The sequence below is a fragment of the Pseudovibrio ascidiaceicola genome, from assembly GCF_900114245.1.
GTDB classification, from domain to species: domain Bacteria; phylum Pseudomonadota; class Alphaproteobacteria; order Rhizobiales; family Stappiaceae; genus Pseudovibrio; species Pseudovibrio ascidiaceicola.
This window is the reverse complement of record NZ_FOSK01000016.1, coordinates 86,180-107,588: the sequence shown is the minus strand read 5'-3', so window position 1 is coordinate 107,588 and position 21,409 is coordinate 86,180. Positions and strand designations below refer to the sequence as shown.

At 50.6% G+C, this 21,409-nt stretch carries 21 protein-coding genes; 15 read left to right on the top strand and 6 right to left on the bottom strand.

All coding sequences use genetic code 11. The features are described 5' to 3' along the window. The first annotated feature begins 43 nt into the window (after positions 1 to 43). The 12 genes from rplQ to BM231_RS23530 all read left to right on the top strand — a co-directional run bounded on the left by rplQ (position 44) and on the right by BM231_RS23530 (position 15,052). Positions 44 to 478: a 50S ribosomal protein L17 gene (gene rplQ / locus BM231_RS23585; RefSeq protein ID WP_057463418.1), complete on the top strand. Its 435-nt coding sequence runs from the start codon at positions 44 to 46 to the stop codon at positions 476 to 478. Positions 479 to 814: 336 nt separating this feature from the next. Beyond that, positions 815 to 3,013: a methyl-accepting chemotaxis protein gene (locus tag BM231_RS23580; RefSeq protein WP_093523448.1), complete on the top strand. Its 2,199-nt coding sequence runs from the start codon at positions 815 to 817 to the stop codon at positions 3,011 to 3,013. A 264-nt stretch (positions 3,014 to 3,277) separates the two neighbouring features. Next, on the top strand, positions 3,278 to 4,723 hold the full coding sequence (locus BM231_RS23575; protein ID WP_063311858.1) for a DegQ family serine endoprotease: 1,446 nt from the start codon (positions 3,278 to 3,280) through the stop codon (positions 4,721 to 4,723). A 54-nt stretch (positions 4,724 to 4,777) separates the two neighbouring features. Then, positions 4,778 to 6,088, top strand: coding sequence for a replication-associated recombination protein A (locus tag BM231_RS23570; RefSeq protein WP_063311857.1), 1,311 nt, complete (start codon positions 4,778 to 4,780; stop codon positions 6,086 to 6,088). 233 nt (positions 6,089 to 6,321) lie between these two features. After that, the gene (locus BM231_RS23565) at positions 6,322 to 8,718 is read left to right on the top strand and encodes a patatin-like protein (RefSeq protein ID WP_093523446.1); all 2,397 of its coding nucleotides are present in this window, start codon (positions 6,322 to 6,324) and stop codon (positions 8,716 to 8,718) included. A 53-nt stretch (positions 8,719 to 8,771) separates the two neighbouring features. Next, entirely contained in the window at positions 8,772 to 9,152 is a 381-nt protein-coding gene (gene crcB, locus BM231_RS23560) for a fluoride efflux transporter CrcB (RefSeq protein WP_057463413.1), read from the top strand. 180 nt (positions 9,153 to 9,332) lie between these two features. Beyond that, positions 9,333 to 10,382 (top strand): RluA family pseudouridine synthase, encoded by a 1,050-nt coding sequence (locus BM231_RS23555; RefSeq protein ID WP_093523444.1) that lies wholly within the window; start codon positions 9,333 to 9,335, stop codon positions 10,380 to 10,382. A gap of 28 nt (positions 10,383 to 10,410) precedes the next feature. Next, entirely contained in the window at positions 10,411 to 11,091 is a 681-nt protein-coding gene (locus BM231_RS23550; protein WP_093523442.1) for an HAD-IA family hydrolase, read from the top strand. After that, positions 11,091 to 11,885 (top strand): ATP12 family chaperone protein, encoded by a 795-nt coding sequence (locus tag BM231_RS23545; RefSeq protein ID WP_093523440.1) that lies wholly within the window; start codon positions 11,091 to 11,093, stop codon positions 11,883 to 11,885. Before BM231_RS23550 ends, BM231_RS23545 begins: the two co-directional genes overlap by 1 nt. A 253-nt stretch (positions 11,886 to 12,138) precedes the next feature. After that, a complete protein-coding gene (gene bfr / locus BM231_RS23540; RefSeq protein ID WP_093523438.1) occupies positions 12,139 to 12,624 on the top strand; it encodes a bacterioferritin in 486 nt (161 codons plus the stop codon). Between the two features lie 235 nt (positions 12,625 to 12,859). Beyond that, complete coding sequence (bfr, locus tag BM231_RS23535) at positions 12,860 to 13,345, top strand: bacterioferritin (RefSeq protein ID WP_093523436.1); 486 nt, start codon at positions 12,860 to 12,862, stop codon at positions 13,343 to 13,345. 174 nt (positions 13,346 to 13,519) lie between these two features. Next, a complete protein-coding gene (locus BM231_RS23530; RefSeq protein ID WP_093523434.1) occupies positions 13,520 to 15,052 on the top strand; it encodes an acyl-CoA carboxylase subunit beta in 1,533 nt (510 codons plus the stop codon). A gap of 102 nt (positions 15,053 to 15,154) precedes the next feature. Here BM231_RS23530 and BM231_RS23525 read toward each other — a convergent pair whose 3' ends face one another. The 6 genes from BM231_RS23525 to folB all read right to left on the bottom strand — a co-directional run bounded on the left by BM231_RS23525 (position 15,155) and on the right by folB (position 17,977). Continuing rightward, complete coding sequence (locus tag BM231_RS23525) at positions 15,155 to 15,454, bottom strand: hypothetical protein (protein ID WP_063311851.1); 300 nt, start codon at positions 15,452 to 15,454, stop codon at positions 15,155 to 15,157. Positions 15,455 to 15,572: 118 nt separating this feature from the next. Continuing rightward, positions 15,573 to 15,863 (bottom strand): hypothetical protein, encoded by a 291-nt coding sequence (locus BM231_RS23520; RefSeq protein WP_063311850.1) that lies wholly within the window; start codon positions 15,861 to 15,863, stop codon positions 15,573 to 15,575. 116 nt (positions 15,864 to 15,979) lie between these two features. Next, positions 15,980 to 16,270: a hypothetical protein gene (locus BM231_RS23515; protein WP_093523432.1), complete on the bottom strand. Its 291-nt coding sequence runs from the start codon at positions 16,268 to 16,270 to the stop codon at positions 15,980 to 15,982. 551 nt (positions 16,271 to 16,821) lie between these two features. Beyond that, the gene (locus BM231_RS23510; RefSeq protein ID WP_093523430.1) at positions 16,822 to 17,142 is read right to left on the bottom strand and encodes a hypothetical protein; all 321 of its coding nucleotides are present in this window, start codon (positions 17,140 to 17,142) and stop codon (positions 16,822 to 16,824) included. A gap of 14 nt (positions 17,143 to 17,156) precedes the next feature. Beyond that, the gene (locus BM231_RS23505) at positions 17,157 to 17,459 is read right to left on the bottom strand and encodes a hypothetical protein (protein WP_093523506.1); all 303 of its coding nucleotides are present in this window, start codon (positions 17,457 to 17,459) and stop codon (positions 17,157 to 17,159) included. A gap of 137 nt (positions 17,460 to 17,596) precedes the next feature. Beyond that, positions 17,597 to 17,977: a dihydroneopterin aldolase gene (folB, locus tag BM231_RS23500; RefSeq protein ID WP_093523428.1), complete on the bottom strand. Its 381-nt coding sequence runs from the start codon at positions 17,975 to 17,977 to the stop codon at positions 17,597 to 17,599. A 248-nt stretch (positions 17,978 to 18,225) separates the two neighbouring features. Between folB and BM231_RS23495 the strand changes: the two genes are divergently transcribed. The 3 genes from BM231_RS23495 to BM231_RS23485 are packed head-to-tail and all read left to right on the top strand — an operon-like array spanning position 18,226 to position 21,383. Next, complete coding sequence (locus tag BM231_RS23495; RefSeq protein WP_093523504.1) at positions 18,226 to 20,238, top strand: acetyl-CoA carboxylase biotin carboxylase subunit; 2,013 nt, start codon at positions 18,226 to 18,228, stop codon at positions 20,236 to 20,238. 41 nt (positions 20,239 to 20,279) lie between these two features. Then, positions 20,280 to 20,936: an HAD hydrolase-like protein gene (locus BM231_RS23490; protein ID WP_063311848.1), complete on the top strand. Its 657-nt coding sequence runs from the start codon at positions 20,280 to 20,282 to the stop codon at positions 20,934 to 20,936. A 24-nt stretch (positions 20,937 to 20,960) separates the two neighbouring features. After that, the gene (locus tag BM231_RS23485) at positions 20,961 to 21,383 is read left to right on the top strand and encodes a gamma-glutamylcyclotransferase family protein (RefSeq protein WP_093523426.1); all 423 of its coding nucleotides are present in this window, start codon (positions 20,961 to 20,963) and stop codon (positions 21,381 to 21,383) included. Positions 21,384 to 21,409 lie beyond the last annotated feature (26 nt).

Here is a 21,409-nt window from a genome sequence, read left to right as displayed (position 1 = left end):
TCTGATGTACTAGATCGTAATTGACTTAACAAAGGAGAGGGCCATGCGCCACGGTAATTCCGGCCGCAAGCTCAATCGGACGTCAAGCCACCGTAAAGCGATGTTCGCTAACATGGCAGCTTCGCTCATCCAGCATGAGCAAATTGTTACGACGCTTCCGAAAGCAAAAGAGATGCGTCCAATCATCGAGAAGCTCATCACTCTGGGCAAGCGCGGCGACCTGCATGCACGTCGTCAAGCAATTTCCCAGATCCGTGACACTGCAATGGTAGCAAAACTGTTTGATACCCTCGCAGAGCGTTATGCGGACCGTCAGGGTGGTTATTCTCGCGTGCTGAAAGCTGGTTTCCGTCATGGTGATAATGCACCAATGGCTGTTATCGAGCTGGTTGAGCGCGATGTAGAAGCTAAAGGCGCTGCAGATCGCGCACGCGCTGCTGCTGAAGAAGCTGCTGAGACAGCTGAAGCTGCTGCATAAGCTTTTCGCATAAGCGATTTGAAAAAGGGTGCCTTCGGGTGCCCTTTTTTGTTGCCTGAATGAAATTCACTCAGATGCACTCGCCTATGGGTGAACGAATCTGATGAAATAGTTCGCGTTACGTGAGTTTTGGCAGGTGGAACTGGATTGCTCGTGTCAGGTTGGTACTGCAACTTATGATAGTACAGCGTGCTTCCAGTTTTGTGAGAAAACACTGCTAAATCATATCGGTATTTCAATTTTTCTTCGATTTGAAAAGCATTTTAAATATTTGTTTTAAGCGGAGATTAACACTATAGCCCGACTATGCTCCCAACGTATTACTCGGGGGCAAATATGCGTTCTAAATCTGATGAGAGCGGCTCTGTATCCTCACCTAGAGTCAAAAATTATTTTAATCGTATTGCTGTTCGTCTTCCATTCATTATGGTTGGGCTTGCAATTATTGCGAGTGCCGTTGTGGCATTCCTTGGGTATACGCGTGCTGAAAGTGCGCTGACTGAAGCGAGCAAGACACAGCTCGTGCTCGTGGCACAGGCTCGTCGGGATACTCTCGATGAAAAGCTGGAGCGCGTTGATAGTGATATCAAACGCCTGGTCAAGAGTAGCGCAATGCGCGTTACCATGACCGACCTACTGGCCTCTATGGACTCTCTAAGTGCAGATAAGGATGATATCCTTAGCTACTTCCAAAAGAGCGGGTCGTCTGTGGCAGACCGTCTGCAGCTGACTGGGAATGGCAACAAGACGCTTTATTCCTGGCGTCATGCTGTTGTTCATCCAGATTTTGTAGCGAGTGTAACCGGTGGAGGTTATGCGGACATTCTGATCATGGATGCAAATGGTCTGGTTATCTATTCTGCGACCAAGTCCTCTGAGTTTCTTGAGAGCGTAAAGGATGGTAAGCTATCCGGTACATTGCTCAGTCAGGAATTCAACAAGGCGGCAAAAGCCACTGAAGGTGATGTCGTCTATTCTGAGATTGCGCAATACGCGCCTGATGGAAACTCTGCGTCCCTGTTGATCTCGGCTCCTGTGTTTGTTGAAGACTTTAATCAGGTAACCTTTAAAGGGGTGATCACTGTTCGCCTTGGCTCTGAGTTCTTCGATAGTGTTTTGCAAAATCGTGAGAACATGGGTGAGACTGGTCAGACCTACCTGGCACGCATTGACGGTACGATCCTTTCCAATCAGGTGCTTTCCGACGTGCCGACAGCGCTGGTGAAAAAAGATGATCCAGAGGTTGTTGCGAAAGTCGTCGAAGACCTGCAGGCGAACCTGGAAAGCAATGTTGGTTTTGCTGAAGTGAAGGAACAGTTTGTTCTGGCACTGCCGCTTGGCTTTGAAAAGCTGCCGACCGTTATTGTTGCAAAGACTGATGTAAGCGAAGCGCTGGCTGTGGTTCACGCCCTCGCTAAAGAGATCATCATTAGCGGATTAATCGTGTTGGCAGTTGTTGCTGCAATTGGCATCTTCATGGCACGTAGCCTGTCTACTCCGCTTAATCGCCTGTCAGCCAATCTTAATAAGATTGCGAACGGCAATCTGGATGTGGAGATTATCTCTGCTCAGCGTAAGGATGAGATCGGCGATATTGGCCGTGCTGTTCAGTCCTTCCAAGCTGGTCTTGTCCGTGCAAGAGAGTTGGACGAGAAACAGGTGCGTGAGCAACATGAACAGGAAGAGCGCGTGAAACGCGTGGATGCCTTGAACGAGAACTTTGATGTGGGCGTTCGTGACATCCTGACCACTGTGACTGATGCTGGCGGTAATCTGGAAACCACCGCGAAGAGTATGGCAAGCATCTCTGAGCAGACCAACACTGAAGCTCAGACGGTGTCTTCTGCTTCTGAGCAGTCCCTGATGAACCTTCAGGCTGTTGCTGGTGCCGCTGAAGAGCTTTCTGCTACTGTTGGTGAGATTGACCGTGAGGTTCGTCGTTCTGCTGACGTCTCCAAGCAAGCGGCTGAGAAAGCTGCTGCGGCTGAGGTGTCTGTGAACGGTCTTATGGAAGCTGCGCAGCGCATTGGTGAAGTTGTCTCTCTCATCAATGATATTGCTGATCAGACCAACCTGTTGGCGCTGAATGCGACGATTGAAGCTGCACGTGCTGGCGAAGCTGGTAAGGGCTTTGCGGTTGTTGCATCCGAAGTTAAGGGCCTTGCAAACCAGACTGGTCAGGCAACTGGCGAGATCAGTGTTCAGATCCAATCTGTTCAGGCTGAGACCGAGAAAGCCGTTGCGGCTATCAAGGAAATCAGCACGGTTATTGGTGACGTGAATGAAGCGGCGACTGCGATTGCAGGTGCTGTTCAGGAACAGGCTGTAACCGCAACAGATATCTCCAGCAACATTCAGCAGGTGACTTCTGGTAGCTCTGAGGTTGCTCAGGCTATTACTCGCGTGAGCATGATCGCAAGTGACGCCGGGCATGAAGCTGAAAATGTTCTTGGCGCTGCAAACCAGCTGACGCATCAGTCCGAAGAGCTAAAGAACATGGTTGAGCAATACCTTGAGAATATCCGGGCAGCCTAAGTTCTGTCAGGTTTAGTTGAGATGAGTGAGGCGCCGGGGAGACCCGGCGTTTTGCGTTTTGAGCAGATGTGTTCTGTTTAGTGCACTCAAACTGTTATTGGTTTGAAATCCACATGCAGTTTTCGGGGATGCGAGCCTGCTGCTTAAAACCGACAGATTGGCCTTTTCATTTCCATATTGCAGACTTATCTGTAACCTGCTGCTCCCGAATTTTTTGAAAGAAAATCATTTTGAACTGGGGGCTCTTGCCGAAGGGATTTAAGAATGGGTCAAATCAGGAAGTCTGCTGCTCACCTGCTTTTTTGTGCAGTTCTTGGGACTACTGGCGTTGTTGCAACGCAAAGCACTGGTGCGCTGGCCAGTGAGAAGACTGTTCCAACATCTCAAGCTGAGATTTCACTTTCCTTCGCTCCCATTGTGAAGAAGGTCGCCCCAGCGGTGGTGAATGTGTACGCAAGTCGTACCGTTCAAGAGCGCCGAAGAGTTTCTCCATTCTTTGATGATCCTTTCTTCCGTCGTTTCTTTGGTGAGCAATCTGATCGGTTTGCACCTCGTTCGCGCAGTCGTGTTCAAAGCTCTCTGGGCTCTGGTGTGATTGTGTCTGCTGATGGGACGATTATTACCAACCATCATGTTATCGCCGGCGCTGATGAGGTGCGCGTAGCACTTTCTGATCGGCGCGAGTTTGATGCCGACATCATCTTGATGGATGAGCGCACAGATCTTGCCGTTTTGAAGGTGCGCAACGCAGAAGGGGCGTTCCCTGTTGTGCCGTTCGCCAACTCAGATGAACTTGAGGTGGGTGATCTGGTACTGGCGATTGGTAACCCGTTTGGTGTCGGGCAGACTGTGACGCAAGGGATTGTATCCGCTGTCGCCCGAAACCAGGTAGGCGTCTCGGATTATCAGTTCTTCATTCAGACAGATGCCGCCATTAATCCGGGCAACTCGGGTGGAGCGCTGGTTGATCTAAACGGGCATCTTGTTGGCGTGAATACTGCGATCTTCTCGCGCTCCGGGGGTTCCAACGGCATTGGATTTGCAATCCCTGCCAATATGGTGGAAGTGGTCGCTTCGGCTGCTGATGACGGTGGTATCGTGCGCCGTCCATGGGTTGGCACTAGTGTGCAGCCAGTTAGCTCTGATATTGCTGCCAGCCTTGGTCTGGAGCGTCCCAGCGGGGTTTTGGTGACGCGTATTCAGGAAGGAAGCCCTGCTGACCGTGCTGGTATTCGTGTGGGCGACCTGATCCTGTCTGTTGGCGGTACTCAGGTGGATGACCCGGATGCTTATGGCTATCGTCTTGCCACGAAGAAAGTTGGCGGTGTAACGAACTTTGAGATGTTGCGTGGTGGCGAAGCTTTTGCTGTTGAGATCAGTCTTGAGCGTGCACCGGAAACTGTGGCTAGAGATGAAAGAGAGATCAAAGGGAACTCGCCATTTACTGGTGTACGGGTTATGAATCTTTCTCCTGCTGTGGCAGAAGAGTTGCGCATGTACAACGAGTTTTCAGGCGTTGTAATTGCTGATATTAAAGCTCGTAGTACTGCGGCCTATGTCGGCTTTAAACCCGGTGATATCGTGGTTGAGATCAATGGCGCTGAAGTTCAAAGCACCAAAGACCTTTCCAAGCTGACTGGCAAGAAGCAGCGCACCTGGAACATCACCTTCAAGCGTGATGGTCAGCTACGACAGGTAAGTTTGCGATAATGCTGTTTTGAGAGGCTCACTCTCCAAGACAGCTTAAAGGAATGTTGAGAGACCATGAGTGATCTGTTTTCCGCCAATGGGATGGATCAGCTGGAAGACAGGCCGCTTGCAGACCGCATGCGGCCTCGTGTTCTGGAGGATGTTGTCGGACAAGGCCACCTTTTGGGTGAGGCTGGTATTTTAAGCCGTATGCTGCGGTCCGGCTCTCTGGGGTCTCTCATCTTCTGGGGGCCTCCGGGTACTGGTAAGACCACAGTTGCCCGCTTGCTTGCAGATGCAACGGAGTTGGAGTTTGAGCAGATCTCTGCCATTTTCTCCGGTGTTGCTGATCTCAAAAAGTGTTTTGAGCGCGCAAGAGGACGTCAGATTTCTGGTAAGCGGACCTTGCTGTTTGTTGATGAGATCCATCGCTTCAACCGTGCTCAGCTGGATAGTTTTTTACCTGTGATGGAAGATGGCACCATCACGCTCGTAGGCGCGACTACTGAGAACCCAAGCTTTGAGCTGAACGCTGCGTTGCTGTCCCGTTCGCATGTTCTGACGTTCCATTCTCTTGATGAAGATGCGCTGATTGATTTGCTTAAGCGCGCAGAAGAGGTGATGGGGCGTGACTTGCCTTTGGATGAGGATGCGCGTTTATCTCTTGTACGTATGGCAGATGGTGATGGCCGGTCTGCTTTGACTTTGGCGGAAGACGTTTGGCGTACGGCTGGCGATGACGAGATCTTCGATACAGAACGCCTGGCGGAAGTGGTGCAGCGACGTGCGCCGATCTATGACAAGACCAAGGACGGGCATTACAATCTCATTTCTGCGCTTCATAAGTCCATTCGCGGGTCAGACCCGGATGCTGCGCTCTACTGGATGTGCCGGATGTTGGAAGGCGGGGAAGATCCACTTTATATCATTCGCCGCCTGACAGTGATGGCTTCTGAAGATATTGGCATGGCTGATCCTAATGCGCTGGTTCAGGTGAATGCTGCACGTCATGCGTTTCAGCTGGTTGGCTCGCCAGAAGGGGAGTATGCGCTGGCCCAAGCTGCCGTCTATTTAGCCACGGCACCCAAATCCAATGCGTCCTATCTGGCTTATAAGGCCGCTCGCATGGATGCGCGGGAATATGGATCTCTTGTGCCGCCAAAGCACATCCTGAACGCACCGACCACGCTCATGAAGAAGATGGGCTATGGTGACAGCTATCGCTATGACCACGATGAGCCGGATGCGTTTTCTGGTCAGGATTATTTCCCTGAGAAAATGGGCCGTCAAAAATATTATGAGCCGAATGCCCGTGGGTTTGAGCGTGATGTTCAAAAACGTTTGAGCTATTGGGATCGATTGAGAAAAGAGCGGGGCACTTCCTAGTGCCGTCTGTCCGGTTTCTCTTTGGGACGTTGTCGCGGAACTTGTTGTTTCGCCTTTTTCGAAAACTGACGGTCATTTTTCAAGACTACACATAAACTACACGTAACTTTGTTTGGGTTTCCCGATTGCAATCGGGCATCTTAGTTCGCACACTGACATATGAGCTTGTTGCGTTTATTTACGTCTGCGCATCATGCTCTGACTTCTTTTTATAAGCGAATTTTGGTGCATGCATGAGGCAACTTGAGCTGAGATTGGGACTGGTGCTGTATGGCGGGGTTTCACTTGCCATCTATATGCATGGTGTCACCCGTGAACTCCTAAATCTTCAGCGAGCCTCCCATGCTTTGCATCAATTGCGGCGGGACCGTGAGCGCGGTGTTGAGAGCGATGTTGCTCTCGAAGGCTCGGCAAAATCTTACTTTGATCTTCTGGAAAGCTTTGGGCCGCAGCTCGACCTGCGGGTTGTGATTGATGCGATCTCTGGTGCGTCTGCCGGTGGTGTGAACGCGATCATGCTAGCGCGGGCGCTCGCTCATGATTTACCGCTCAAGCATCACAGTGATTTGTGGTTGTCGCTTGCTGATGTCGACAAGCTGGCCAATGAGACCTCCGGGGTCAGCAAACATGCCAAGCGGGTGCTCGCACCCATTCTGGATAAGTTGCTGGTTTTCCTCGGGACTGATGTTCCCCAGAACAAGGAAACGCGCACCAAACTGCGAGATTTTATCAGTTCACGATGGTTTACGCCGCCGTTCTCAGGTGAGCGATACTCAGGGTGGTTAGTGGATGCATGCCGCGCGATGAATGAAGAGGATCGCGGAGAAACGCTGATCCCTTATGGACAGCGGTTGGAGTTGTTCGTGACACTCACTGATTTTCACGGTGTGCTGCGGCGTATTGCATTGCATGATCCGGAGTTTATTGAAGAGTTGGATCATCGCCGTATTGTGAAGTTCAATGCCATTCATCGGGTGTCCAGCGGTTTGCATAGCCAGATGAGTGCGGAGTGTATTCCTGATCTGGTTTTTGCGGCCAGAGCGACCTCAAGTTTCCCCGGAGCCTTTCCTCCCATGAGTGCTGAGGAGATGGATGGGGTTCTTGAGCGTCAGGGCCTTGAGTGGAGCGGGCGTGAGGCATTCCTGACCAACGTGCTCCATGCCAATTGTGATGCAGAAGGGGAGCGGATCTTCATTGATGGGTCGTTGGTGATGAACAAGCCCTTCGAGCCGCTCATTAGCTCCATTGCGCAGCGACCAGCTGCCCGAGAAGTTGTGCGTCGGTTGCTTTATCTGGATCCGTTGCCCTTTTCGCACCGAGATGTGCCATCAGAGCCAGAATCTCCCGGTTTCTTTAAGAGTATCTTCGCGTCGCTTGCTCATATTCCGCGCAATGAACCGATTGGTGATGAACTGCAAGAGATTGAGCAGATCAACATGAAGGTGCGGCGAATACAGGAAGTTGCTGAAGCCGCATTGCCAATGGTGCGCCATGAAGTGCGGCTGTTGCTTGAGAAACATGGCAGCCTGCCGGAGACTGAGGGTGACTTCTCGGTTGTGCGGCAAGGGGCTGAGCTGGCGGCGATGGAGCAATCTGGTTTCGCCAATGCGGGTTATCTTCAGCTTCGTTTAGGGCATCTGGCCCACCGTGTTGTCTTGTTGATTTCCGAGCTCTCCGGCACGCAGCAAGAGGGATGCGTTGAGAAGGGCGAAGAGGTTGCTCTCTGGTCCTGGGAAAGCGTGGAAGAAGTGGTGGTGAATGCGTTGACCTTCTCCAAAGAAGAGGAGGGGGAAGCGCAGCGGGATCAGGCTAAGATTCTTCGTGAACTGAAGAGCCTTGATGTTGACTATCGCATTCGTCAGTTACGGTTCTTGATCGAGCAGATCAACAAGTTCTATCACCATGAAGAGATTGCTGGTTCTGTTGAGTTTGCACGTCATCTGGACGTGTTTAAGCGTGAACTTTATGGGCAGATTGCAAACTTGAGGAGCCGTTGGTCTGAGGAGTTTTATGGCACAGAAACCATCTATCTTGCGACACTGCTGAAAGAAGCATCACCGCAGTTGGAGACGGTGCGCAAAGTGCTTGGGGTCCTCAGCTTGCGTATGGGGCTTTCTGATCTTGATAAACTGACAGATTCCATCGTGTTTGAGGGAGTTGGTAAACTGGGCGATCTGAAGGCGGCGCAAGGTATTTTAGAAGGCTATATCGGCTTTCCGTTCTTCGACACCAGCATGTTTCCGGTTCAGCAAGCCCTGGATGCTTTTGAGCTTCGTAAGATTGAGGTGGGGCGCATCAGCCCAAAGGATGCGCAATTGCTTTGTCCCGGCGGCGTTGATTTGAAAGGCGCGCAATTGCAAATGTTTGGCGCATTCTTCAATCGGGGATGGCGTGAGCATGATTATCTATGGGGACGGCTCAACGCTGCTGAGCGGCTGGTGCGGTTACTGCGGGATGTTTATCATCAGTGCCATGGTTCTGCTCAGCGGATTGCTCCTGGTGATGATATGAACCTGCGCGCGATATTCCTTGATATTTTGGATGAGGAAGAAGCACATTTGGAAGATCATGAAGAGTTGGTGGAAGCTTGTCGGGAGAAGGTTGATGAAGTCTTCTCTAAGGGATGTTAGTTACACCACAATTTATGCAAGACATGCCATTCAAAATCCGATAGGGAGAATGCATGAAAAATCTCATCCTGATTGCACTTGGTGGCGGGGCAGGAGCGGTTTGCCGGCATCTGGTTTCAATGGCCGGACTTCGCCTTCTTGGTCCTTCTTTTCCGTGGGGCACTGTCACCGTAAACATTCTTGGTTCATTGCTGATGGGGATCTTTGTTGAGGTTCTTGCTCAGCGGCTGAACGCTTCTTCTGAACTACGTTATCTGATCGCGACAGGTTTCCTTGGCGGCTTCACCACCTTCTCAACCTTCTCGCTGGATGTCGCTGTGTTGTGGGAACGCGGAGAACCGATTGCGACCGCTGCTTATGTGCTGGTCTCACTTATTCTTTCTGTCTCAGCCTTGTTTGCAGGTCTTTATCTCACGCGGCAGGTTCTCGCCTAATTTGCAAGTTGCCGGCAAAAACTCATAGAAACTTGATGGTTTTTCGTTTTTAGCGGCTGAATCTGCGTGAAAGACTTGCATGTTGTGCCTTCAGCTGCCAAATGAGCGCCAACGGATTTAATAGGAACGGCTGGCGCACCCTTCGTGCTGCCGCCGCGTTAGAAGTCAGGACCTTCACCCATGAGTGGCTCCCAGAACAAAGCAGCGCCGCAAAACAACGGTGGCAGCCCAGTTAAAATTGAGATGCGCCGCGTTGATGCCGATGAAGCAGGCATGCGTCTTGATCGCTGGTTTAAAGAAAACTTCCCCGAACTTGGCTTTGGTCGTTTGCAGAAACTGCTGCGCACCAAGCAGGTTCGTGTTGATGGCAAACGCGCCGAAAGCTCTACCCGATTGGAAAAGGGGCAAGAAGTCCGCATTCCACCGCTCGGTGTTGAGCTTGCTGCTGATGATCGCAAAAATGCCAGACCTCGTCCGCGCAAGTTGGTTGACAGTGACCGTGAAGCCATTGAGCAGATGATGCTCTTTGAAGATGCACATGTGATGGTACTGAATAAGCCAGCTGGCCTTGCTGTGCAGGGTGGCTCAGGTCTGACGCGTCACGTGGATGGTATGCTTGATGCGTTCACCAACCAGAAGGGTGATAAGCCGCGTCTGGTGCACCGTCTTGACCGTGAGACCTCCGGTATTTTGCTGGTTGCGAAGACCCGCCGTGCAGCTCAGGAGCTGACAAAGGCATTCCGTCATCGCAACACACGTAAGATCTACTGGGCGATGGTTGCTGGTGTTCCTAAGCCACGTCAGGGTCGTATCTCAACCTATCTGGCGCGTGATGAGGGCGAAGAGCGCATGCGTGTTGCCCGTCATGGTGATGATGAAGCACAGCATGCAGTCAGCCTATATAATGTGGTTGAACAGTCCGGTCAGAAGCTTTCCTGGGTATCACTGAAGCCTGTAACAGGGCGTACGCACCAGCTGCGTGCACATGCAGCTCATATTGGTTGTCCTATCATCGGTGATCCAAAGTACTTCAATATCAAAAACTGGGAGCTGCCCGGCGGCATCCAGAACAAGCTGCACCTGCTGGCTCGGCGGATTATGATCCCCCATCCGTCTGGTAATGGTGTGATTGATGTTTCTGCTCCGCTGCCATCGCATATGCAGCAAACCTGGAACTTGCTTGGTATGGATGTGAAGGACTATGATCCGGACATCAATGAACCAGAATAAGTAATAGCAAAGTTACGGGCTGATCTTCATGTACCTCATTGTGTTTGATTGCGACGGCACACTCGCGGATAGCCAAGACAATATCATGATTGGTTTTACTGCGGCGTATCGGTTTGTCGATTTGCCTATGCCATCGCGAGATGAAATTCTTGCAACGGTTGGCCTAACACTGGATGTGGCGTTTGAACAATTGTTGGGGCGGAACGACCCAGATTTGATTGAACAAATGGTCAAGGGATACCAGCAAATCATCTGGGAAATGCGTTCCAAGGGGCGTGATTATGATCCTCTTTATGAGGGGGCGATTGACGCTTTGCGAGAGTTGGATAGCCGAGAGGATGTGCTTCTTGGTATCGCAACAGGCAAGCATTCCCGCGGTATGAAACACCTGATCAGCTTACATGAGCTGGAAGGGCTTTTTACCACCATGCAGACAGCAGACGTTGCGCCGTCAAAGCCAAATCCCGGTATGATTTTTCAGGCGATGAGCGAAACCGGCGTTGATCTGGAAAACACGATTATGATTGGTGATACGACTTTCGATATGCACATGGCGCGTAATGCGGGTGTGAAATCTGTCGGAGTTACATGGGGTTATCACAGCGCTGAAGATGTGAAGAGCGCTGGAGCCACCTATGTTATCAATCAGTTTAAGGAACTCATTCCGGTGCTCAGTGAGCACTTCAAATGGAATAAGGAAGTTGCATAATGCGTGACATTTTTGAGCAGATTGCAGATGACATTGCAAAAGGGCCTGTTGATGCTGTTCAGGCTGCGCGTGAACACACCAAACGGAACTTGCCAAAACGCTTTTACGAGCGTGTGAGTGTCGAGCTGAAAGATGACGTCTTCGCTGTTCTGCTGGATGGACGCTCCATTAAAACACCTGGTCGCAATGCGCTGGTGTTTAAGGATGAAGTGATTGCTGAAGGCGTGGCTGCCGAATGGGAGCTGCAGGACGAAGAGATCGACCCGGCTACGATGCCGCTGACGCGTATTGCCCATTCTGCGATTGATGCCGTTGAAGATAAATTTGCGGAAGTTGCAGATGAGATCACACGGTATGCCGGAAATGATCATTTGTGTTACCGCGCAGATTCCCCTGCAGAACTGGTCACACGTCAGAAAGATCAGTGGGACCCAGTCTTGGATTGGGCAGAAAAGTTGTTTGCTGGTCGCTTCAAGCTCGTTGAAGGGATTATGCATGTTGCGCAAGATGAGGCGGTCACAGCTGCCTATCGCGTGCAGCTGGATAAATATGATGCGCTTCAGTTGACTGCGATCCATACTGTGACGTCCATCAGCGGCTCTGCTTTGCTGGCGCTGGCGTTGGCTGAAAAAGCCCTTGAAGCGGATGTTGTCTGGTCTGCTGCTCATGTTGATGAAGACTGGAACATTGAGCAATGGGGACAGGATGAAGAGGCTGCTCGTATTCGTCGTTTCAAAAACGACGAGTTCAACGCAGCAGTGCTTATTCTCGTTGGGGCACCAGAAGAAAGCTAAACACGTTTTCTTTGCTAAGTTGTTTTAAAGCGCGGCTCTTGGCTGCGCTTTTTTGCTGGAGTTGTGGTTTCTCCTGATATCGTAGAAAGAAATCAATAGTTTGTAGTGTGTGGGCAAGTGGAATTTGTTTGCCGTATTACCATCGAATCTGTTGAACTATGCACTCCTGTTGCACATATGGGTTCAGGGCTCTCGTAATAACGAGAACATCGCCAAATACTGCCCTAATCAAGAATATTGAGGAATTCCGCCGATGAAACATAATGAGAAAGTTATTGAGCGGCTTAACGAGGCTCTGAAGCTGGAGCTTGGTGCCGTCAACCAGTATTGGCTGCATTACCGCCTGCTGGATGATTGGGGTTTTGGAAAGCTGGCGCAGAAAGAGCGTGAAGAATCCGTTGAAGAGATGCAGCATGCAGATAAGCTGATTGAGCGTATTCTCTTCCTTGGTGGTCATCCAAATTTGCAAACCGTTGGAGCCTTGCAAATCGGCACCAACCTGAAGGAAGTTCTGGAAGCGGATCTTGCTGGTGAACATGAAGCTCGCACCTCTTATAAGAAGAGCCGTGAGATTTGTGATGCTGAAGGTGATTATGTCACCATGAAGCTGTTTGATGATTTGCTGGCTGATGAAGAAGGTCACATCGACTTCCTCGAAACTCAGCTGGATCTCCTTGCGAAAATTGGTGAGCAGCACTACGGCGCATTGAATGCGAACCCGGCTGATACTGGCGAGTAAGATCGCCTAACTGCTTGTTTTGATTAGAAAGAGCTGTCCTTTTGGGCAGCTCTTTTTTGTTGGACTAAAGTTGTTTGCTTCAGGCTAGCGCTTCGTTAGGAACGATTGGGGATTTGGGTTGGCGGCAAGTTGGGCTGATCTATGTTTAAGGGATCATTGCTCGTTTGAGGGTCGGTTCAAAACGAGTTGTCTTTCACCTGCATTCCCCAAGGAGCAGTGCTTGCACTGAGATCTCATGAAAGCAAAAGACGGTGTCATTGAACGTTTGAACAAAGCCATTTCCATGGAACTGGGAGCTGTAAATCAATACTGGGTGCATTTCAGACTGCTTGAAGATTGGGGCTATACCAAACTAGCGAAGAAAGAGCGGGCTGAATCAATTGAAGAAATGCACCACGCGGACCGGCTGGTTGAAAGAGTTGTCTTTCTGGAAGGGCATCCAAACCTGCAGCATATCGCGCCATTACGCATTGGGTCGTCAGTGAAAGAAGTTTTGGAAGCTGATCTGGCAGGGGAGCGTGAAGCGATTGTGTATTACAGCGAATCCCGTGTGTTCTGTGAACAGCAAGGGGACTTCGTGACGATGGCTCTCTTTGACACTTTGCTGGCAGATGAGGAAGGTCATTGTGATTTTCTTGAGACTCAGTTGGAGCTTCTTGAGCAAATAGGCGAAGAAAAGTATGGATTGCTCAATGCTGGCAGTGCTGACGAAGCTGAGTAAGTTTTAGCTGTCGAAACATCAAAGAATGCTTGGTTTCCCAAGGGTTATAGGTTGTTGGGTTGAGACTAGATTTGGTTGCAATGAGATGGGCTTCTCAATCCAACGGCTTACTAGTTTTTTTGCGTAGGGGCGTGCTAGGAGATAACTCAGTTAGATTGGGAGCTGAGATATCTTATGAAGGAAGTTCTAGCTGAATTAGAAAAAAGACGTGATGAAGCGCGGCTTGGTGGGGGACAGCGCCGAATTGATGCGCAGCACAAACGCGGAAAACTCACCGCACGAGAGCGCATTGAAATTCTGCTAGATGAAGGTTCCTTCGAAGAATTCGATATGTTCAAGCAGCACCGCTGTACCGAGTTTGGTATGGAGGAAACGCACTTCCCAGGGGATGGTGTTGTTGCTGGTTGGGGAACAATCAACGGTCGTACCGTTTACCTCTTCTCGAAAGATTTCACTGTGTTCGGCGGCTCTCTCTCTGAGACACACGCCGAAAAGATCATGAAGATCCAGGATATGGCGCTGCAGAACCGCGCGCCGATTATTGGGATCTTTGATGCAGGTGGTGCTCGTATTCAAGAAGGCGTTGCTGCACTTGGCGGATACGGTGAAGTGTTCTGGCGCAACATTCAGGCATCTGGCGTTATTCCGCAGATCTCCGTGATTATGGGACCTTGTGCTGGTGGTGATGTTTACTCGCCAGCCATGACCGATTTCATCTTCATGGTGCGCGATACCTCCTACATGTTCGTCACTGGTCCTGATGTTGTGAAAACAGTGACCAATGAGACTGTGACGGCTGAGGAACTGGGCGGCGCGAGTATTCATACGACCAAATCCTCCATCGCTGATGGCGCGTTTGATAATGATGTGGAAGCACTGCTGCAGATTCGTCGTTTGGTGGATTATCTGCCGATGAATAATCAGGCGCCGCTGCCTGAACTCTCCGTTTATGATGATCCATCTCGTTTGGATGAGAGCCTCAATACGCTGGTTCCAGATAATCCGAATAAGCCGTATGACATGCGGGAACTGATCCTGAAGACCGTCGATGAACAGGATTTCTTCGAAATTCAGGAGAGTTTTGCAGGAAACATCATCACTGGCTTTGGCCGTGTCGAAGGACGCACAGTTGGTATTGTTGCCAACCAGCCGATGGTTCTTGCGGGTGTTCTGGACAGTGATGCAAGCCGTAAGGCTGCGCGTTTTGTTCGTTTTTGTGACTGCTTCAACATTCCACTGGTGACCTTTGTTGATGTTCCGGGTTTCTTGCCAGGAACTGCTCAGGAGTATGGTGGGCTGATCAAGCATGGTGCAAAGCTGTTGTTTGCTTATGGCGAAGCGACTGTTCCGAAAATTACTGTGATCACGCGTAAAGCCTATGGCGGTGCGTATGACGTGATGAGCTCCAAGCATATTCGCGGGGATATGAATTATGCATGGCCATCTGCTGAGATTGCTGTGATGGGTGCCAAGGGTGCCGTTGAGATCCTCTATCGCAACGAACTGGGTGATGCTGAAAAGATTGGGGAGCGTACCAAGGACTATGAAGACCGGTTTGCAAACCCGTTTGTTGCTGCAGAGCGTGGCTACATTGATGAGGTGATCATGCCGCAGTCCACACGCATGCGCATTTCCAGAGCGCTTGCAATGCTACGGACCAAGAACCAGCAGATGCCTTGGCGCAAGCACGACAACATTCCGCTCTGAGGATTGTTGTCTGATCGAGCTGAATAACGAAAAACCCCGGCCTTCTTGAGAAGGCCGGGGTTTTTTGATGGGAAGGGGGACTAACTTGGGGCGAGTTAGGTCTTATCTTTCGTCATTTTCGACGACGCAGGTGTAACCAATGAGGGAACGATTGGAATCTTTGGTTACAACGTAGGCGCGCTGTGTTTCTTCGCTTGGGCTACAGTAAGAGCCATTTGCAACGTAACGGTCATAAAGGCCAGGACCGGTTGAGAGAACGATCGCGCCTTTGTCTTGCACCAGAGACTTAACCTGAGAACCTGTGAGGTCAGTTGTGCTGGTGAGTGGAACGTTCATAGCCTGAGCAACGGAAGCAACAGATACGAGGCTGAGGACGGAAAGGGTTAGGGCGATCTTTTTCATTGGTTTAGCTTTCGGTTCTTAATTCTTATGGGGATGGGAGAGGGAAAGGCTAGAGGCATAGCCTTTCCCTGAGGCGAGTTGATGGGGGAGTGCTTCTAACTTGGGGCGAGTTAGAAAATTAGCTGTTTTTGTTGTCAACCACGCAGGTGTAACCAATAAGGGAGTGGTTGGAGTCTTTGGTTACAACGTAGGCGCGTTCTGTTTCTTCGTGTGTTGCGCAGTAGGAGGCGTTTGCGACATAGCGGTCATAAAGACCTGGGCCGGTTGAGAGAACGATTGCGCCTTTATCCTGTACGAGTGACTTTGCCTGGGAGGCGGTCAGGTCACCAGTGTTCACCAGAGCAGCCTGAGCGATGGAAGCAGCAGATACAAGGCCGAGTACGGATAGGGTCAGAGCGATCTTTTTCATTGGTCTTACTTTCAATTTATAATTCAGGTCATTTGGGGAGGGAAAGACTGGGGAGGAACAGTCTTTCCCTAAGAGGGTGATGGGGGAAGCTCTCTAACTTGAGGCAGGTTAGAAGCTTAGTTGTTTCTGTTTTCGACGACGCAGGTGTAACCGATGAGCGAGCTGTTGGAGTCCTTGGTTACGACGTAAGCGCGCTGTGTTTCTTCGTGTGAGGCACAGTAAGAAGCGTTTGCAACGAAGCGGTCATAGAGACCTGGGCCAGTTGCGAGGACGATTGCGCCTTTGTCCTGTACGAGTAACTTTGCCTGGGAGGCAGTCAGGTCACCGGTGTTTACCAGAGCAGCCTGAGCGATAGAAGCAGCAGATACGAGGCCGAGTACGGATAGTGTCAGAGCGATCTTTTTCATTTCTTTTACTTTCAGTTCTAGTCATTTTCAGAGCGAAAGACCGGGAGGAGCAGTCTTCCTGATGGGATTTTGCCGATGTTGGTTGTTATTTCGGCGTGTCTTTTCAATTTAGACTGATACAAGGCAACTCCGTGCCGCCTTATATCTTGTAACTTGTAGTTATCTTATTTTTGTTCAAGCTTATTTTTGTTGTATGCTTTGTGTTTTGATGTTTGTGGTTTGTTGTTGTTCGTTGATGATTGTATGTTTACTGGAAATTTTTGAGTAAGATGTGTTTTGGAACACAAAATTTTCTTTTCACAACTCTGAATTTTGGCCGGTAACGAATTCGTGTCTTCGTGTTCTTGGGGATTACTTGCCTGTCTGTGATCAAGCGCACATTTTTGCTTGATGGTGGTACAGAAAGGAGTTCTCAACCGCTTGTTGGTCATGCTGAACGGGAAAGGTGAGTTTCGCAGGATGTGGATGAAGGATTCGCATGTGGGTAACTGCAGCTGCGTTTTGTGGTGCAACTGCAGTGTATTTGCTCGAAACGTGGATCTTCAGAGGACTCAGTCGAAGATATCTGAGCCGAATGGACCTTCGCCGCTGTTGTAACCCGGTTCACATGAATAGCCGATGAAACAGCGCTTTTGATCTTTCGTGGGAACCCAACGGCTCATCAAACGTTCGTAAGGCTGGCAAAACTGGAGGCCTGCGACGAAACGGTCATAAGTACGAACGCCAGTGCTTAATACAATGCCGCCTGCGCGTTGCACGACAGAGCGGGCTTCCAGACAGGACATTTGCCGGGTATCAGGCCGTGCCTGTGCAGCGGTGGAAACTATGAGGGCCAGAGTGCTCGAAAGAACGAGTAATGTTGATATCCGCATAGTCTCCTCCTTTGTTACTGATTCTGCCGTGTGCGTGGTGAGCAGCGATAACCGATCTGGCAGGCATTGTTGTCTTTGGTCTGGGTCCACTCTCTGCGAAGCACTTCGTTGTGCAGGCAATACCTGATGTCGCTCACAAAGCGCTCATAGGTTCGCGGGCCCGTGGTCAGGACGACGCCTCCACGGCTGGTGACCAGCTGCTTGGCCTGTTCACAAGTCAGGCTCCTTGCATCCGGGCGTGCCTGAGCATTGGCTGAGGCTACCCACAACAGAGTTATGAGACTACTGGCAATAATGGTGGTGGAGGCGTTTCGCATAGGATCTGTTGCCTTACAAAGCAGATGAAGATGCGGGCGTGAAAGCCGCAGTTCCATATGTTTTGAAGGCAATAGCTCAAAAGTGCGAGTATCAAGGCGAGCCGTGGTTAGCCGGGTCTAAATAAGATGCAGGCGATTTAACTCTTTGAAGCAGGCCGTTTACGTGTGACTTCCACGCCAAACCCGCCGGTATGAACAGGAACCGGAGCAGATGGCTTGTTGACCTTCACAGTGCTTTTTAAGATTCGCGGATCCATAGCGAAAACGGCTTCACAGATGGCTCCGGCAAGACGCTCCAGCAGGTTGAAGCGTGAATTGATCACAACGTCTTCTACAGTTTTCGCAAGGGTGCCATAGCAGATGGTATCTTCGTAGTTGTCTGAAACAGTTGCCTTTTCAAAATCAGCCCAACAAGTCAGGTCAATGATAAAGCGTTGACCCAATTTGGCTTCTTCATCATGGAGGCCATGGAACGCGTAGAATGACAGGCCTTCCAGAAAAATCTTGTTTTCATTCATTGTTTGGCTCCTGAGGACTTCTCGATTGCTGGAAAACTGTGTTGCCAGAGGTGAGCGTGAAACACAATGCATTTCCTGAGAAAATGCTCTGGATGCAGATCAAAGTACGCTTAAATTTGGATGCTCTGTGCATTCATTGCCCCTACGAAAGTGCGATGGTTCTTCGCCCTATTGTGAGGTTGCGGAAGTGCATAGAGATGCCTACAACCCTGCACTGTAAATAAAGAAGGTGTGTATGTGGGATGGGCATGTTTTCAAAGATTCTGATCGCAAACCGTGGGGAAATCGCTTGCCGTGTTATCAAAACGGCGAAAACGATGGGGATCAAAACGGTTGCTGTTTACTCCGATGCTGACCGGGATGCGCTTCATGTGGAGATGGCTGATGAGGCCGTTCACATCGGTGAACCGGCTGCAGCGAAATCGTACCTCGTGATCGACAAGATTATTGAAGCATGCAAGCAGACCGGCGCTGAGGCTGTTCACCCAGGTTATGGTTTCCTTTCCGAACGTGCAGAGTTCTGTGAGCGTTTGAAGCAGGAAGGCATTGTCTTTATCGGCCCTAATCCAAAAGCGATTGAGGTGATGGGAGACAAAATCACCTCCAAGCGGTTTGCTGCTGAAGCTGATGTTTCGACTGTCCCTGGTTACATGGGACTGATCGAAAGCCCAGAAGATGCCAAACGGATTGCAACTGAAATTGGCTATCCGGTGATGATCAAAGCCTCCGCTGGCGGTGGTGGTAAAGGCATGCGGATTGCCTGGAACGATGAAGAGGCTATGGATGGCTTCGATCGCGCAAAGTCTGAAGCTATCAGCTCCTTTGGTGATGATCGTATCTTCATCGAGAAGTTTATTGAAAACCCGCGTCATATCGAAATTCAGGTTCTGGGCGATAAACACGGTAACGCGGTTTATCTGGGCGAGCGCGAATGTTCCATTCAGCGTCGTAACCAGAAGGTGATCGAAGAAGCACCGTCTCCATTGCTGGACGAAGAAACCCGTCGCAAGATGGGTGAGCAGGCGGTCGCACTTGCCAAGGCTGTTGACTATGACAGTGCCGGGACTGTGGAGTTTGTAGCTGGACAGGACAAGAGCTTCTTCTTTCTTGAAATGAATACCCGCCTTCAGGTGGAGCATCCGGTGACAGAGCTGATCACTGGGGTTGATCTGGTTGAGCAGATGATCCGCGTTGCCGCTGGTGAAGAGCTCTCTTTGAAACAGGATGAGGTCAAGCTGAATGGTTGGTCTGTTGAGAGCCGCATTTACGCTGAAGATCCTTATCGCAACTTCCTGCCGTCCATTGGTCGTCTGACACGCTATCGCCCACCTATAGAAGGTGACCACGGTGCTTATTTGGTGCGTAATGATACCGGCGTGGTGGAAGGCTCTGAGATTTCCATGTTCTACGATCCGATGATCGCAAAGCTGGTGACTTATGCACCGACACGAGCTGAAGCGATTGAAGGTATGAGCACTGCGCTTGATGAGTTTCAAGTGGATGGCATTCAGCATAACGTGCCGTTTCTTGCATCGCTGATGAAGCACCCGCGCTGGCGTTCTGGTCAGCTGGCAACAGGCTTTATTGCTGATGAGTATCCAGATGGGTTCGAACCAGCTACTCCTGATGCTGAGGCACGTAATGTGCTGGCGTCTGTTGCGCTTTCCATGCACCTGATTGAGCGTGAGCGTCTGGACCATTTACCGGGTCGCCTGCGGCCGCATCATGGAGGTGTACGCCGTGAATGGGGTGTTCTGATCAACGGTGAGAAGCTGGGTGCTGAGTTGATTGAAGGTATGGCGGCGACACCACTTGATATTGATGTGTGTGTTGAGGGTGGTGCTCGCGAACGTGTTGCGTCCTCCTGGGTTCCGGGCGATATGCTTTGGAAAGGTCACGTAGGTGATCGCGCTGTGAGTGCACAAGTGCGGACTGTTGAGAATGGCTATCAGCTGGATTGGCAGGGCTATTCTGTTGTTGCCAAGGTAATGACGCCTCGCAACGCTGAGCTCGCTGCATTGATGCCAGAGAAGGTTGCGCCAGATACATCCAACCTGCTGCTTTGCCCAATGCCAGGGCTTGTTGTTTCTCTTCATGTGGAAGAGGGACAGGAAGTGAAAGCAGGTGAGCAATTGGCCATTGTTGAAGCCATGAAAATGGAAAATGTACTTCGGGCCGAACGTGATTGTGTGGTAAGCGCTATCAAGGCTGCTCCGGGTGACAGTCTGGCAGTTGATGCTGTTATCATGGAATTTGAATAAGGATTTGGCGTAAAGCCAATTCCTATGTTGAGGATTTGGCTTTGCGCACTCTGCTTTTTGATCTGGATGGAACGCTGACAGACCCTTTTGTCGGCATTGTAACGAGCGTTCAATACGCGCTTGAAAAGCTTGGCCGCGACGTTCCTCCCGCTGAAGATCTTGCCTTTGTTATCGGGCCACCTCTCACAGAAACATATCGCCAGCTTCTGAATACGGAAGATGAAGAGCTGATCCTTGAGGGTATTCGCCTTTATCGTGAGCGCTTCACCACTGTTGGGCTTTATGAAAACGTGCGTTACGATGGGATCATTGAGCTGCTGCAGGCTGCTAAGGATCGCGGAGATCGCTTGTTTGTTTGCACATCCAAACCTTGGGTTTATGCGGAAAAGATTGTCGCGCACTTTGAGATGGATGGTTTTTTTGAGAAAACCTACGGCTGCGAGCTTGATATGACCCGTGGCAACAAGGTGGACCTTCTGGCTTACCTGTTGGAACAAGAAAATCTGGACGCGTCTCAGTGTCTTATGATTGGTGATCGCAAGCACGACATTATCGCAGCGAAGGAAAATGGCGTCCGCTCCGTTGGTGTGCTCTGGGGCTATGGCTCTGAAGGGGAGCTTGCAGATTGCGGAGCTGATACAGTGGTTGCTTCGCGTGAAGAGCTTGCTGCTCACCTTGCTGACAGTCTTGTCGCTTGACCTTCTTTGTAATGAGTTGAATTGATGCCGATTTATTTTGCTTATGGCCGCCTGATGAACCCGAAGACCATGGCAAGCCGCTGTCCTCACGCCAAAGCGCTGGGGCCAGCTTCCATGGATGGTTACCGCTTTATCGTGACTTCTGAGGGTGTTCCTTCCATGGTGAAAGCGCCGGGGAAGCGTGTTCACGGTGTTCTTTGGGATTGCCGCATCGGGGAAGTTGCGATTGTGGATGGCGCAGAGGCGCTTTTCCGCAAGGGGCTGGACAAGGTCTTTCTTCCAGTTCGCAGCGACGGGCAGAATAAATCTGCCATCATGTATATGAGCCGCACTGTGCGGACGGGGAAGCCTCATGTGAAAGCGTGGGAAGGTGTTTTGGAAGCTGCAGAACACTGGGATTTCCCCGAGACATACCGTGAGGAACTGCGCCAATGGGACCTGCGATAACAGCTCTTCTGCCAGCAGGTTGCGAG

Excerpts from the sequence above, each read along its gene's own strand:
- BM231_RS23570 (WP_063311857.1), top strand. The coding sequence starts at position 4,778 with ATGAGTGATCTGTTTTCCGCCAATGGGATGGATCAGCTGGAAGACAGG.
- BM231_RS23515 (WP_093523432.1), bottom strand. The coding sequence starts at position 16,270 with ATGAAAAAGATCGCTCTGACACTATCCGTACTCGGCCTCGTATCTGCT.
- BM231_RS23505 (WP_093523506.1), bottom strand. The coding sequence starts at position 17,459 with ATGCGAAACGCCTCCACCACCATTATTGCCAGTAGTCTCATAACTCTG.
- BM231_RS23530 (WP_093523434.1), top strand. The coding sequence starts at position 13,520 with ATGAAGGAAGTTCTAGCTGAATTAGAAAAAAGACGTGATGAAGCGCGG.
- BM231_RS23485 (WP_093523426.1), top strand. The coding sequence starts at position 20,961 with ATGCCGATTTATTTTGCTTATGGCCGCCTGATGAACCCGAAGACCATG.
- BM231_RS23555 (WP_093523444.1), top strand. The coding sequence starts at position 9,333 with ATGAGTGGCTCCCAGAACAAAGCAGCGCCGCAAAACAACGGTGGCAGC.
- folB (WP_093523428.1), bottom strand. The coding sequence starts at position 17,977 with ATGAATGAAAACAAGATTTTTCTGGAAGGCCTGTCATTCTACGCGTTC.
- BM231_RS23575 (WP_063311858.1), top strand. The coding sequence starts at position 3,278 with ATGGGTCAAATCAGGAAGTCTGCTGCTCACCTGCTTTTTTGTGCAGTT.
- BM231_RS23520 (WP_063311850.1), bottom strand. The coding sequence starts at position 15,863 with ATGAAAAAGATCGCTCTGACCCTATCCGTACTCGGCCTTGTATCTGCT.
- BM231_RS23510 (WP_093523430.1), bottom strand. The coding sequence starts at position 17,142 with ATGCGGATATCAACATTACTCGTTCTTTCGAGCACTCTGGCCCTCATA.
- bfr (WP_093523438.1), top strand. The coding sequence starts at position 12,139 with ATGAAACATAATGAGAAAGTTATTGAGCGGCTTAACGAGGCTCTGAAG.
- crcB (WP_057463413.1), top strand. The coding sequence starts at position 8,772 with ATGAAAAATCTCATCCTGATTGCACTTGGTGGCGGGGCAGGAGCGGTT.
- BM231_RS23545 (WP_093523440.1), top strand. The coding sequence starts at position 11,091 with ATGCGTGACATTTTTGAGCAGATTGCAGATGACATTGCAAAAGGGCCT.
- BM231_RS23495 (WP_093523504.1), top strand. The coding sequence starts at position 18,226 with ATGTTTTCAAAGATTCTGATCGCAAACCGTGGGGAAATCGCTTGCCGT.
- bfr (WP_093523436.1), top strand. The coding sequence starts at position 12,860 with ATGAAAGCAAAAGACGGTGTCATTGAACGTTTGAACAAAGCCATTTCC.
- BM231_RS23525 (WP_063311851.1), bottom strand. The coding sequence starts at position 15,454 with ATGAAAAAGATCGCCCTAACCCTTTCCGTCCTCAGCCTCGTATCTGTT.
- rplQ (WP_057463418.1), top strand. The coding sequence starts at position 44 with ATGCGCCACGGTAATTCCGGCCGCAAGCTCAATCGGACGTCAAGCCAC.
- BM231_RS23565 (WP_093523446.1), top strand. The coding sequence starts at position 6,322 with ATGAGGCAACTTGAGCTGAGATTGGGACTGGTGCTGTATGGCGGGGTT.
- BM231_RS23580 (WP_093523448.1), top strand. The coding sequence starts at position 815 with ATGCGTTCTAAATCTGATGAGAGCGGCTCTGTATCCTCACCTAGAGTC.
- BM231_RS23550 (WP_093523442.1), top strand. The coding sequence starts at position 10,411 with ATGTACCTCATTGTGTTTGATTGCGACGGCACACTCGCGGATAGCCAA.